This is a genomic window from Chitinophaga sp. S165, assembly GCF_003182155.1.
In the GTDB taxonomy this organism is placed as follows: Bacteria; Bacteroidota; Bacteroidia; order Chitinophagales; family Chitinophagaceae; genus Chitinophaga.
The window spans coordinates 449,408-463,835 of record NZ_QGTG01000004.1 but is presented as its reverse complement, the minus strand read 5'-3'; the positions used below and the strand labels follow the sequence as shown (position 1 = coordinate 463,835).

The 14,428-nt window shown below is 46.1% G+C and carries 10 protein-coding genes; 1 reads left to right on the top strand and 9 read right to left on the bottom strand.

Going from position 1 to position 14,428, the window contains the following annotated elements; all coding sequences use genetic code 11:
- Positions 1 to 30: 30 nt before the first annotated feature.
- From C7475_RS19125 to C7475_RS19085, 9 genes are all read right to left on the bottom strand, one after another.
- On the bottom strand, positions 31 to 1,161 hold the full coding sequence (locus tag C7475_RS19125) for an FAD-binding oxidoreductase (protein WP_110054986.1): 1,131 nt from the start codon (positions 1,159 to 1,161) through the stop codon (positions 31 to 33).
- A gap of 127 nt (positions 1,162 to 1,288) precedes the next feature.
- Positions 1,289 to 2,242, bottom strand: a complete 954-nt coding sequence (locus tag C7475_RS19120; RefSeq protein WP_110054985.1) for an NADP-dependent oxidoreductase — start codon at positions 2,240 to 2,242, stop codon at positions 1,289 to 1,291.
- Positions 2,243 to 2,363: 121 nt separating this feature from the next.
- Positions 2,364 to 3,620, bottom strand: a complete 1,257-nt coding sequence (gene ilvA / locus C7475_RS19115) for a threonine ammonia-lyase IlvA (protein ID WP_110054984.1) — start codon at positions 3,618 to 3,620, stop codon at positions 2,364 to 2,366.
- Between the two features lie 89 nt (positions 3,621 to 3,709).
- Positions 3,710 to 4,753: a ketol-acid reductoisomerase gene (gene ilvC, locus C7475_RS19110; protein WP_110054983.1), complete on the bottom strand. Its 1,044-nt coding sequence runs from the start codon at positions 4,751 to 4,753 to the stop codon at positions 3,710 to 3,712.
- A gap of 36 nt (positions 4,754 to 4,789) precedes the next feature.
- Positions 4,790 to 5,377, bottom strand: a complete 588-nt coding sequence (ilvN, locus tag C7475_RS19105; RefSeq protein ID WP_110054982.1) for an acetolactate synthase small subunit — start codon at positions 5,375 to 5,377, stop codon at positions 4,790 to 4,792.
- 37 nt (positions 5,378 to 5,414) lie between these two features.
- Positions 5,415 to 7,169 carry a biosynthetic-type acetolactate synthase large subunit gene (gene ilvB, locus C7475_RS19100; protein WP_370445431.1) on the bottom strand — a complete coding sequence of 585 codons (1,755 nt, stop codon included), beginning with the start codon at positions 7,167 to 7,169 and terminating at the stop codon, positions 5,415 to 5,417.
- Entirely contained in the window at positions 7,135 to 8,814 is a 1,680-nt protein-coding gene (gene ilvD, locus C7475_RS19095; RefSeq protein WP_110054980.1) for a dihydroxy-acid dehydratase, read from the bottom strand. The genes ilvB and ilvD overlap by 35 nt, the downstream gene beginning before the upstream one ends.
- A gap of 402 nt (positions 8,815 to 9,216) precedes the next feature.
- On the bottom strand, positions 9,217 to 10,122 hold the full coding sequence (locus C7475_RS19090) for a branched-chain amino acid transaminase (RefSeq protein ID WP_110054979.1): 906 nt from the start codon (positions 10,120 to 10,122) through the stop codon (positions 9,217 to 9,219).
- A gap of 404 nt (positions 10,123 to 10,526) precedes the next feature.
- Entirely contained in the window at positions 10,527 to 11,429 is a 903-nt protein-coding gene (locus C7475_RS19085; protein ID WP_110054978.1) for a sugar phosphate nucleotidyltransferase, read from the bottom strand.
- A gap of 388 nt (positions 11,430 to 11,817) precedes the next feature.
- Between C7475_RS19085 and C7475_RS19080 the strand changes: the two genes are divergently transcribed.
- Positions 11,818 to 14,100 carry a family 20 glycosylhydrolase gene (locus C7475_RS19080; protein ID WP_110054977.1) on the top strand — a complete coding sequence of 761 codons (2,283 nt, stop codon included), beginning with the start codon at positions 11,818 to 11,820 and terminating at the stop codon, positions 14,098 to 14,100.
- Positions 14,101 to 14,428 lie beyond the last annotated feature (328 nt).

Below are 14,428 nucleotides of genomic sequence, written 5' to 3'. Positions count from 1 at the left end.
TTGTTGGACATATTTCTGTTTTTCATTTTACTATTCAGTCAGGAACGCGGAGATCTGTTCTCCTACGGCGGAACCTATTGCGACGCCCATACCGCCCATCCGGACACCGAGCACTATGTTGTGGGTATGGTATCGGATCAATGGCTGGCGGGTTTTTCCAAAAGCCATGATACCGGTCCAACGGTCAGTTATCATAACGGAATGTCCTGGTAAGATAATATTGTGCAACCGGTTTTCCAATTGCTGTTGTATCTCCGGATTAAGATCAAAACTTGTTGTGGTTTCTTTTTCAAAGTCAAGATTACGGCCACCGCCGAATAATACCCTTCCGTCCAGTTCACGGAAATAATAATACCCTTCATCCATATGGAAAACGCCCTTAAAGGCAAGGCCGGGGATCACATTGGTCATTAACACCTGTCCCCTGCCAGGGCGTAAATCCAGCTCCGGTAATAATTGCCGGGCAAAGGCATTGGTACACACAGCTATTCTTCTGGCCATGAAAGCGATCTCCTCTCCACCAGCCGTGGGTACAGTGACACGTACGCCAGTCTGCAGGTCTTCGAAGTGCTTCACCGCACAACCGGTCTTTATTTCTACTCCTTTTGAAATGGCGATGTCTATCAGGCATCGCATCATCTTGCCGGTATGCAGCTCGCCTTCATAGTTATTGCTGATCAGCGCTTTTACATACGTCTTATTAAAGCCAAATCCGTCAATCTTATCGTTAACCAATGTAAAGGCTTCGCCACCAAGCAGTGGTCTTAAAATGTTATTTATACTATCTATTTGCGAAAGGGCGTGCTCTTCCTGTATGCCTATCAGTTCATAACTGCCTGCTTCTCTGTACTGCATAGCCTCATCTCCGATCCGGCGGCGTAGTAGCTGCAAACCCTTACGACGCATCTGCAGCAGGTCCAGCACCTCTTTACGAGGCATGTTGTTGAAATCGGACAACAGCTCCGTCAGACTACCTATACATGCAAAACCCGCATTCTTTGTACTGGCGCCTGTAGGCAGAATATCCCTTTCCAGCACCAGCACCCTGGCCGCCGGCAGCTTGTCTTTCAGACTGATAGCAGCAGAAAGCCCCACTATACCACTGCCGACAATGATATAATCATATTGCAAAAGGCTTTGTTTCTCCCAGTAGCTGAGCATACCGATCCGATTTGGCTATTTTAGCCTGTTTTCAAACGTAGGAATTCGACTTGTATTTCGTCAAATGTACTCTTTTTATAGATGTCAAGGTGACATTAATTGTATTCCAATCCCCTTACCCTTCTATCTACACCGTCAGTACTATTTTCCCCTTCCCATGTCCCTCTTCCAGTAACTGGTGTGCACGGACGATCTCCGTCAACGGGAATGTTTCATCTACCTGTACTTTCAAACGGTTGTTACTAAGCAGGAATGCCAGTTGTTCCATCCTTTCGCCGGAAGGCCTTACAGACATCCACTTCACATCCACTCCTTTCTCCTTTGCTTTTGCGATCACCGCAGGATCATCTTTATACATGCTGGGCAACGATACCAATACTCCACCTCGTTGCAACACATCGATAGAGCGGAGTGCCGTTTCACCTCCCATACCGTCTAGCACCACATCCACGTTTTCCACCACGTCTTCAAAACGCTGGGTCTTATAGTCGATCAGCTGGTCTGCTCCCAGCTGTTCAAGGAAAGGATGATTAACTGCCGACGCCGTCCCTGCTACAAAGCAATGTTTCCACTTCGCCAGTTGAACAGCGATATGACCAACTCCACCTGCAGCCGCTTGTATCAGCACTCTTTGTCCCCAGGTAATACCACCCTGATCAAACAAGGCCTCCCAAGCGGTAAGCCCTGCCAGTGGTGTACCGGCTGCTACTTCATATGATATATCTTTAGGAATAATGGCAAACTCATCTTCCTGTACTACCGCATACTCTGCGTATGCATTAGCCGGGTTCGGAAAATTACTCATACCGAATATACGGTCGCCAGTAAAGAACTTGCTTACGCCTTCTCCGACACTCACTACCTCACCGGCTATATCCCAACCAAGTATGGCAGGTAATGTCTGATAGGAAGCATATCCTTTACCAGAACGGGTTTTGAAGTCTACAGGGTTCAATCCGATCGCCTTTACTTTAACAAGTACCTGTCCTGCCGCTGGCAGTGGTACCGGTACCTTCTCAATCCTGAAAGCAGTGGCTGGCCCAAACTCGGGTAAAACAGCCGCCTGCATAAAATTACTCATGCGTAGATATTTAGACCTTCAAATTAGGATAAAAAAGGGAATTGCGGATACATACAGAAAGGGCATCATGTTTTATAACTAAAACATAATGCCCCTTTAAAAATTGGTTGATATCAGGACTTTAGACGAGGTAACCGAACAGGTTATCGTCTTTATTGAGTTCGGTAAAATGAATATTATACTTCCGGAAGTTAGCCAGCAGGATATCGTAATCTTCTTTCCGCTTCAGCTCCACTCCTATCAGCGCCGGGCCCATTTCCTTATTATGTTTCTGAATAAATTCAAAACGGGTGATATCGTCGTCTGGTCCCAGTACATGGTTCACGAACTCTTTCAATGCACCTGGGCGTTGTACAAAGCGGATGATGAAGTAATGCTTCAAACCTTCGTATAACAACGAGCGTTCCTTGATCTCCTGCATACGGTCGATATCATTGTTACTGCCACTCACCACACATACTACTTTCTTTCCTTCTATCTCTTTCGCGTAGTAATCGAGCGCCGCGATAGACAGTGCTCCTGCGGGTTCTACAACGATCGCATCTTCATTGTACAGACGTAATATAGTAGAGCAAACCTTCCCTTCCGGTACCAGTTGCATTTTGTTCAATATATCTTTGCAGATGCTGAATGTAAGCGCACCTACTCTTTTTACTGCGGCGCCATCCACGAAACGTTCTATTTCGTCGAGTGTAACCGGCTCGCCTGCCTCCAGTGCGCGTGTCATAGATGGAGCACCTTCAGGTTCCACACCAATGATCTGCGTCTGCGGACTATAAGTTTTAAAATAAGTACCGAGACCTGACGCTAATCCGCCACCACCGATGGGCACGAATACATAATCGATCTTTGCCTGGTCTTCCAGGATCTCTACTGCTACGGTACCTTGTCCTTCGATGATCTTCGCATCATCAAAAGGAGGAATGAAAGTCATGTTGTGCGCCTTAGTAAAAGCCTGGGCTTCCGCCGCACAATCATCAAAAGTATCGCCTACCAGTTTTATTTCGATGTTGTCTCCACCGAACATACTTACCTGGGTCACTTTTTGTTTTGGAGTGATGATAGGCATGAAACAAACGCCCTTGATATCCAGCTGACGGCATGCATAAGCAAAGCCTTGTGCATGGTTACCTGCACTGGCGCAGGTTACGCCTTTTGACAGCGTTTCTTTATCCAGGCTGCTAATCAGGTTGTATGCACCGCGCAATTTATAAGACCTTACAATCTGCATGTCTTCTCTTTTGAGATAGACGTCTGCATTGTACCGGCGGGAGAGCGTAGCGCTATATGTAAGCGGGGTACGGTTCACCACAGGCTTCAACTTCACCGCAGCATCAAGGATGTTCAGCGGGTTCACACTTGTTAGTACCTGGGACATTGTTCTTTAATTAGTGATCAGAAAAAGAATCAGGAACCGATGCATAACACCCAATTCCTGATCCTTTATTTTCCTGATCAAATATTGAATTAGTTGTTAGGACGCAACTTTCTTACAGCTGCACCTGCCTGCCACATTTCGCTTTCACGCAGTTCTTTCAGTTCAACTTCCAGTTTCTCGCGGTAGTCAGGAGTACTGTTAGATGCGATAGAACGTGCAGCTTCTTTACCGGCAGCAACGCTTGCATACAGTTCTTCAAATACTGGCTGGCTTGCATCTTTAAATTTCTTCCACCAATCCAGCGCACCACGCTGAGCGGTAGTAGAACAGTTAGCATACATCCAGTCCATACCGTTTTCAGCAACGAGTGGCATCAGAGACTGAGTCAGTTCTTCAACGGTTTCGTTGAATGCTTCAGATGGAGAGTGACCATTCTTGCGCAGTACTTCGTACTGAGCAGCGAAGATACCCTGGATAGCACCCATCAGGGTACCACGCTCACCTGTTAAGTCAGAAGTAACTTCTTTCTTGAAATCAGTTTCGAACAGGTAACCTGAACCAACACCGATACCCAGCGCAATAACGCGGTCACGTGCCTTCCCGGTTGCATCCTGGAAGATTGCAAAGCTGGAGTTCAGCCCCTGGCCAGCCAGGAACAGTCTGCGCAGGGAAGTACCGGAACCTTTAGGGGCTACCAGGATCACATCCACGTCAGCAGGAGGAACAATACCAGTCTGGTCTTTATAAGTGATACCAAAACCATGAGAGAAATACAAAGCTTTACCTTTAGTCAGGTGTGGCTTTAATGTAGGCCACAGTGCGATCTGACCGGCATCGCTCAACAGGAACTGGATAATAGTACCTTTTGAAGCAGCTTCTTCGATCTCGAACAGTGTCTGACCTGGAACCCAGCCATCAGCGATAGCTTTATCCCATGTTTTAGAACCTTTACGCTGTCCTACGATAACGTTAAAGCCGTTGTCTTTCAGGTTCAGTGCCTGGCCGGGGCCCTGTACGCCGTAACCAATGATAGCTATCACTTCGTTCTTCAGCACTTCTCTAGCTTTTTCCATTGGGAATTCTTCTCTGGTTACTACGTCTTCCAGTACCCCTCCAAAATTGATGGTTGCCATGTTTTGATAGTGTTTGTTTTTTATGAATTATTTAAACTAGATACTTTCTTCTTCTGCAGATACTTCTGCGTTGCCATACTTCGCTTCCTTCAGATTGTCGGGACGAAGTGCTGACAGTTCTTTCAGATGATCATGGAAACGGCGGCTCCATTTTACGATCGCCACTCTTCCACTCTTTGAATATTCGATCAGACCATATGGCGCCAGCTTCGCCTGCAGATCGATCAGCTCCTGCTGATGACCTGTTTTTTCCAATACAAAATACTCGTCTGTAAGTGTGAGTATACGTGCATTGTTCTCGCGGATCAGCTGTTCGATATTACCATTCTGCAATGCCTTTGTAGATATTTTGTAAAGGGCCAGCTCCTGATATACCACCTCGTCTTCCTCATGCACAAAAGCACGGTGGATCTCTATCAGTCTTTCTATCTGACCAACGATCTTCTCCAGCTTCGCTTTTTCGGACAATACGGTGATGATGAACTTATATACGCCCGGGATCTCCGTTTCAGCTGTCGTCAGGCTGGTGATGTTGATACCCCGGCGGGTGAAGATAACGGTGATACGGTTCGTGATACCGATCCTGTCTTCCGTATATACCGTTACTGTATATTCTTTTTGCATAGTGTTCGTGTTAATGATTTCGGGTTCCTTGTTCCTCCTACTCGAGCCTGATATTAGCTATCGGAGCACCGGCAGGCACCATTGGGAATACGTTGTCTTCTTTTTCCACTACAACTTCCAGCAGGTAAGCGCCTTTGTGAGAGATCATCTCATCTACCGCTGCTGCAATATCCGCACGGTCAGTTACTTTCCGGCCCGGGATGAAGAAACCCTTTGCTATCTGTACAAAATCAGGGTTCACCATTTCCGTGGAAGAATAACGTTTGTCAAAGAACAGCTGCTGCCATTGACGCACCATACCCAGGAAGTTATTGTTCAGGATCACTATTTTCACGCCTATTTCAGACTGATAGATAGTACCCAGTTCCTGCAATGTCATCTGGAAACAACCATCACCGATCACCGCCACTACTTCTTTTTCAGGTGTACCTACTTTCGCGCCCATTGATGCCGGCAATGCAAAACCCATTGTTCCCATACCACCTGAAGTGATATTGGTGTTAGGATCTTTAAAGCGATAGTAACGGGAAGCGATCATCTGGTGCTGCCCTACGTCTGTTACCAGTACGGCTTTACCTTCTGTTCTTTCAGAGATGAGACGCACCACTTCAGCCATCTTCAGACCACCTTCAGTAGGATACAGTTCCTTCTTAGTTACTTTTTCCTCTTCCTGTTTATCTGCTTCGCGGAATCCCTGGATCCACTCGTCATGCTTCGCTGGTTTTACCAGTCCCAGTAATGCCTGCAAGGCAGTTTTTGCATCAGCATGTACTGCTACATCCGCTTTGATGATCTTGTTGATCTCAGCGGCGTCTATTTCGATGTGCACCACTTTGGCCTGTTTCGCATATGCGCTCACATCACCGGTAATACGGTCGTCAAAGCGCATCCCCACAGCGATCAGTACATCACACTCATTTGTTTTGATGTTGGGTGCATAGTTACCATGCATACCCAGATAACCTACATACAGCGGATGATCTACCGGAACAGCAGATAAGCCGAGCAAGGTGGAAGCAACAGGAATGCTTGCTTTTTCCGCCAGTGCGATGAGGTCTTTTTCAGCTCCTGCCAACAGTACGCCGTGACCACAAAGGATATATGGACGTTTCGCGCTGTTGATCAGTTCTGCCGCTTCTGCTACCGCATCCTTATCCATTACCGGAACGGGACGGTAACTGCGGATATACTCACATTTTTCGTATTTGAAGTCAAACTTCGCTGCCTGCGCATTCTTGGTGATATCTACCAGTACAGGGCCAGGACGGCCGCTGCCCGCGATATAGAATGCTTTGGCAATAGCGCCTGGAATGTCTTCCGGACGTGTTACCTGGATGTTCCATTTTGTGATAGGCATAGTGATACCTATTACGTCGGTTTCCTGGAATGCATCGGTACCTAGCAGCGCTGCTGCCACCTGACCGGTGATGCACACCATCGGTGTAGAGTCCATGTAAGCATCTGCCAATCCTGTTACCAGGTTGGTAGCTCCGGGACCGGATGTGGCGAAGACCACTCCTGTTTTGCCGGAAGTGCGTGCATAACCTTGTGCTGCATGCGTTGCACCTTGTTCGTGACGGACCAATATGTGATGTACCTGGTCCTGGAAATCGTACAGGGCATCATAAATGGGCATAATAGCGCCTCCCGGATAGCCGAAAATGGTTTCTACACCTTCTGCAATCAGCGAGCGGATCACTGCCTCAGAACCAGTGATATTAAGGGGAGCAGTTGTTGCTGCCCGCTTTTCAGTTGGCTCAGGCTTCATCGGTAACACATCCTTCTGTTGCATTTGAAACGAGTTTTGCGTATTTTAACAATATACCGTTGGTTACTTTCAATGCAGGCTTTACCCACTGTGCCCTGCGGGCTGCCAGTTCCTCTGCGCTCACTTCCACATTGATCGTGTTCTTTTCGGCATCTATTTCAATAATATCATTGTCTTTTACCAGCGCGATGGTACCGCCTTCATAGGCTTCCGGTGTGATATGACCTACCACAAAACCGTGTGTACCACCGGAAAAACGTCCGTCTGTGATCAGCGCTACACTCTTACCAAGACCTACACCCATAATAGCAGAAGTAGGTTTCAGCATTTCAGGCATACCAGGTGCTCCTTTAGGGCCTACCTGTCTGATCACCACCACATCTCCTTTCTGCACACGGCCGCTCTGGATACCTGCTATCAGTTCAAACTCACCATCAAACACACGTGCAGGCCCGCGGAAGCTTAAGCCTTCCTTACCGGTTATTTTTGCTACTGAGCCCAGTTCTGCCAGGTTACCATACAACATCTGTATGTGGCCGGTAGCTTTCAGCGGTTTCTCAGAAGGAACGATAATGTCCTGTGATTCAAAATCCAGATCAGGAACACTTGCCAGGTTCTCTGCCAGGGTCTTGCCGGTTACGGTGAGGCAATGTCCGTGCAGGTAACCTTGTTTCAGTAAATATTTCATTACCAGTGGAACACCGCCAATGTTGTGCAGGTCTTCCATCAGGTATTTACCACTTGGTTTCAGGTCAGCTATCAATGGCGTTTTGTCGCTGATACGCTGGAAATCCTGTAAAGTGAATTTCACGCCTACTGATTTTGCTATGGCGATGAAGTGTAATACCGCATTTGTACTTCCTCCCAGTGCCATCACAACGGTAGCGGCATTTTCAAATGCCTCAAAGGTCATGATGTCGGTAGGCTTAATATCTTTTTCCAGCAGCAGGCGGATATATTTACCTGCTTCCAGGCATTCTTCCTGTTTTTCCTTGCTGGTTGCAGGGCTGGAAGAACTGTATGGAAGGCTCATACCTAATGCCTCAATAGCTGATGACATGGTATTAGCCGTATACATACCGCCACAGGCGCCAGCGCCAGGGCAGGAGTTCATAACTATTCCCTTAAAATCTTCGTCATTCAGCTCACCTGCCATTTTCTGGCCCAGTGCTTCGAATGCGGAGATGATGTTGAGATCTTTTCCTTTGTACTTGCCCGGAGCGATCGTACCACCGTATACCATGATAGACGGACGGTTCAGACGGCCCATTGCCATCAGGGAACCAGGCATGTTTTTATCGCAGCCAGGTACGGTGATCAGTGCATCATAATATTGTGCACCACAAACAGTTTCAATGGAATCAGCAATCACATCACGGCTGACCAGGGAGTAACGCATACCGGGAGTACCATTACTCATACCATCGCTGACGCCTATGGTATGGAAAGTGAGTCCGACGAGATCATTAGCCCAGACGCCTTTTTTGACCTGCTGAGCGAGGTCATTGAGGTGCATGTTACAGGTGTTACCGTCGTAGCCCATACTGGCAACGCCTACCTGTGCTTTCTTCAGGTCTTCTTCTGTTAAACCTATCCCATACAGCTGCGCCTGTGCGGCTGGCTGTGTAGGGTCCTGGGTGAGCGTTTTGCTGTATTTATTTAATTCCATCTGTTTGTTAGTATTTCCGGTTGCTATTTAAAGTAGTACAAAATAGCAGTGATAAAAGCCAAGTTCCAAACCAATTACTGCCCGGTTAGCCGGTATTCAAATCTCTTCGTTTTATGCCTAAACCCGCTATGGCACTGGATAACACACCTTCAAAAATCCAAATTCCAACTTATCAAAAAATACTGTTACGGGAAGAAACGGGAGGTATGTACGAAGTCTTTATGAAGAGCATCCCGCTTTGTTTTGAATAATACAAAGCGGGATGCTTTGCGTAGCTATCTGATGATCGGATACAATACTATCAGTTTCAAATAATAATGTATCGTTTTCAGGTATAGTAATTAGAGGGAATACCTGAATCAGCACGAGTTTTCATGAATATCTGTAACCTGAGACCAGTGGTTAGGAGACTGGTACAGCAGCGCGATCGAATTCTTTTTCCAGCACTCTTGCTTTATAAGCCTGCTGTAGCAATTTGCCCAGGGAAGTAGCCCATGGTTTTGCAAAAGTCTGACCGTCAAGAGAATCCCAACCAACTACTTCTGCTGCGGTACCGCAATAGAATACGCAATCGGCAGTTTTCAGTTCGTCTGTTGTGAAGAGTTTCTCTTCCAGGGGAATACCCAGTTCATGGCATAGTTCAATCACTGTAGCGCGGGTAATGCCCGGCAGAATGTTACCTGGAGGCGGGGTGAAGATCTTACCGTCTTTTTCGAAGAACAGGTTAGCTCCCGGACCTTCAGCTACATAACCGTTCATATCCAGCAGCAGTGCTTCATCGTAACCGTTTTCCTTTGCTTCCTGCGAAGCCAGGATCGAGTTTACATACAGACCGGCAGTTTTTGATTCGATCTTGAATGCTTTTGGATTTGGACGCTGGTAAGATGATGTCATCACACGCAGCAGTTTTTCACCTAAATAAGCGCCCCACTCCCATGCACAGATCAGTACATGTGTTTCGCTGGCCGCTTTCAGGGTCATGTTCGGGGGGCAGAAAGCCAGCGGACGGATGTACGCTTCTTCCATATTGTTCAGTTCCAGTATTTTATAACATGCCTCGATCAGTTCATCATTGTTGAACGTATATGGCATGTGTATCAACTCGCAGGAACGTTTGAATCTGTCAAAGTGCTCTTTCGCTTTGAAAATCTTCACTTTTCCATCAGCTGTTTTGTAAGCACGGATACCTTCGAATACGGCATATCCGTAGTGCAATGACTGACCGTAAAGGTCGATAGTGGCCGCGTTGGCTTTCTTATACTCCCCGTTAACGTAAAGAATGGTGTTCTCGTTGTAATAGCTATACATAATTCAGATATTAGAATTCGATTTTGGATACTTAATTACAGGCGCAAAAAAAAAGCCTTCCTCTTGTGGAGGAAGGCTGCTGTTATCTTTAGTGATTGTACACAATTACCTATCCTCCATATTGGTGGCTAATAATGACAACGACAACCACGACTAGCGTGATAGCCCAATTCAACTGAGCTACGATGTGATTGATCTTGTTATTGTCTTTATTTACCCACATGGAGGTACCTTGTTTTATTTTGCTTCTACAAATGTATTGGTCGTTCGACTAAAAAACAATACGATCAAAAAATTTAGTTATTTCGCAAACAAACCTGCACTTTTTGAAGATATTGAAATAAAAGTTAGTTTCTTTAGTCAAAATCCACACAAATAGCAAAAATATTACAATTCTTCAGGTATTATTTCCAGAGATTGTCCGGATATTCCCCACTTTTCACCAGTGCAGAAAGGCTTTCCTGTACTCCCGGTGCATCTTCTTTATAAGTTACACCGAACCACTGCGCTGCTGTAGGGATGACATTTACCACACCCAGCTTGTTTTTAATGAAGTGATCCACTACAATTGGAATGAAGAATTCTGACTTAGGCTTATCACCGTCTTTCTTTAAGAAATCCTTGAACAGGCCCTGGCTCATGTCAAATACTGACGGATGGAAACCCCAGAAGTTCATGGATACAGGGGTGTCAGGAGCCATAGCATGTTTGCTGCCATCAGCATCTTCATACACGATCTGTTCACCATCTTTGTAAACCTTGGTCCTTTCGTTGATAGCAGCCAGGTTGCTATTGCTGTCAGCCGCACATACACCGCGGGAAACGGAGCCATGCTCACTGATAGTTTTATTCAGCTGATACCCTATCACGCTGTAAACATCAGGCTTCGCGTCATTCTTCAAAAATGCCGCTGCTTTTTCAAAAGAATCACGACCATAGAAATCGTCCGCATTGATTACCGCAAAAGGCTCATTGATAGCGTCTTTCGCACATAATACAGCATGCGCTGTTCCCCATGGTTTGGAACGGTCTGCAGGCATCGGATAACCATTCAGATATGCATCCATTTCCTGGAATACATAATCAGTAGCTACACGCCCCTTCAGTTTTGGCTCAAAGATCTCTTTAAATTCTTTTTCAAAATCCTTGCGAATAATGAATACTATCTTGCCAAAACCGGCACGGATAGCGTCGTAGATGGAGTAATCAACAATTGTTTCACCGCTGGGGCCGAACTGCTGGATCTGTTTCAAACTGCCATAACGGCTAGCCATTCCAGCTGCAAGGATCAATAAAGTTGGTTGCATTTATAGACTTGTTTTTTGTGTTTTCATATTTTGAACAAATTTCCTGGCGATAAATTTAATCATTAAAACCATTATCACGCTGTCTTTTTGTTATCATACTGTTACGCATAATGGGGCATCATGACGCAAATCCCGTACCAACCGGTTCAATCCCTCAAAAAGTACTACATTATTTAATTAATTCATATATTCCGTCACATTGTAATCAGGAACATGTCAAATTAGCATTGTTCAAGGCTACCAGTTTATCAAAAGAATCCACTACCTTAAACCCTTCCGGCCCGGTAATGTAAATAATGTTCCCGCTGCTGTACAGCATGCATACTTACGGAACGCCGGTGCAATCGGATCATCTGGAACAGTGGATTATCGTACCAACAATAAGCATATGAAGAAATTATTCTTGTCAATCCTAACGGCACTTTACTTTCTTAACGGAATGGCGCAACTGAAAACAGGCGATATCACGATCATCCCTGAACCCGTGTTGCTGACTCCCATGCCAGGAAGTTTCGTACTGAATGAGAAAGCGGAAATACATTACAGCGGACAAGCGGCCGGTAAGGTTGCCAATTTTCTGAATGATTTTCTGCAACGCAATTATAATTTCAAACTGCCTGCTAACGGCTATGCAAAATTGCCCCGTGTTACAGCACATTCCGTGATACAACTGGTAGAAGCCAGTGCCGGGAATGCCGAAGGCTACATACTGGAAGTGAACACCGGCCGTGTTTATCTGCAGGGAGACAGCTACGGATTATTCAATGGCTTGCAAACGTTGCTCCAGTTGTTTCCCCTGAATAAACAAACTGCCATTCACCTTCCAGGTGTTAAGATCCAGGACTATCCCCGCTTCGCTTATCGCGGGATGATGCTGGATGTAGGACGCCACTTCTTCCCTCCCGCCGCTGTCAAACAGTTTATTGACATGATGGTGCTCTATAAATTCAACCGCTTTCACTGGCATCTCACTGAAGATCAGGGATGGCGTATAGAGATCAAAAAGTATCCCCGCCTGCAGGAAATTGCTTCCATAAGAAAAGAAACGATCGTAGGCCATCATCGCCGCAGTACTACTTATGATAGTAAACCATATGGCGGTTATTATACACAGGATGAAGTGCGTGATATCGTGAAATATGCTGCCGAAAGGAACGTCACGATCATCCCCGAAATTGAAATGCCAGGCCATTCACAGGCCGTGCTGGCGGCTTATCCGCAGTTCGGAAATACAGGTGGCCCATATGAGGTACGTACTACCTGGGGCATCTCAAAAGATGTTTTAAACCCGGTGAATGATTCTGTCTTTACTTTTTTGCAGGATGTACTGACAGAAGTAATGGCCCTCTTCCCTTCTCAATATATCCATATCGGTGGCGATGAATGTTTGAAAGACCGCTGGAAAGAATCCGCTGACGTGCAGCGCCTCATTAAGAAATTAGGTTTGAAAGATGAACATGATCTGCAGAGTTATTTCATTCAACGGATGGAGAAATTCGTAAACAGTAAAGGACGTACTATCATTGGTTGGGATGAAATACTGGAAGGCGGTCTCGCACCTAATGCTACTGTGATGAGCTGGCGTGGCGAGGAAGGCGGTATTGCCGCCGCCAAACAAAAACATGATGTCATTATGACGCCGAACACTTACCTCTACTTCGATTATACACAAGGTCAGCCTGCTACTGAACCACTGAATGCAGCGGCATATCTTCCGCTCAATACTGTATACAAATATGAGCCTCTGCCGGCTTCCCTAACACCTGCAGAGCGCAAATATATAAAGGGTGTGCAGGGTAATATCTGGACGGAGTTCATCCCTGACCAGCCTATGCTCGATTATATGGTATGGCCGCGGGCACTGGCTTTGTCGGAAATTGCCTGGTCACAACCGTGGAAGAAAAATTATCGTCGTTTCATGCAGAAACTACCGATGGAGTTAGGGCGACTGAATGCGGCCGGCGTCAATTTCCGTATTCCGGAACCACAGGGCCTTGAGAGTAAAGTGGTGACAACGCCTTCAGTAACGGTTACTTTGAAACCTCCTGTGAAAGGTAGTTTCATTTACTATACTACTGATGGTAGTCAGCCGGGAACGAGGAGCACGCCTTATACAAAACCGTTTGCTCTTTCTGTTCCTGAGAATGGTTCTGCAATGGTGCAGTGTATTGTTGTTCTGCCTTCCGGAAGGATCAGTCCTTTGTACAGCGCTACCTATGTACGCAAACCTTATCTTCCTTCATTGCCTGTGCAACCGGGCAAGAAAGGCGTGCGTTTCTCGCTCGTTAATTCCACACCGGCCAATGCGCGTCAGTTACCGGCTACAGGCGATAGCACTGGTGTTTTACCTACCATTGATATTCGTCCGTTGTCGCTTAAAAATGCAGGTGTGACCTATACCGGGTATGTAAAAATCCCTGCGGATGATCTGTATGAATTTCACCTTAACAGCGATGATGGTGCCGTCTTTTATGTGGATGATCAGGTCGTAGTGGATAATGATGGTCAGCATGATCTGACTGACAAAAGTGGGTTCTTACCTTTACGGAAAGGATTACATAAGATCAAGGTACAGTATTTTAATGTTGGTGCAGGCGCTTGGCTGGATGCAGGGATATACAGGGATAGAGAGAAGTTAAATCCTGCGGAGGTATTGTATACCGGGCAGTGATGTTTATGTTTTACTGCTCATGTCTCGTTGTTTGTGTTTTGTTGTTTGTGGGGTGGTTGTTTTTGCGGAAGAGACTGCGGTTTCAGGAGGGATGCCGGTCGGCGCCTCTTTGGTTGGAATGCTATTGAACTTTATCAAGCGTATCAACACAGCATACTTATTTAGCTTCATCAAGCGTGGGTCAAAGAGCCTAAGGCCCGTCATCTCCTCCTGAAACCGTTCCGCTACTTCCGGCGTTCTATTGTAGATGGCGTATCGTGTTATGTTTATAGTGTTATGTTTATAGTGTTATGTTTATAGTGTTTTGTTTATAGTGTTTTGTTTTTTT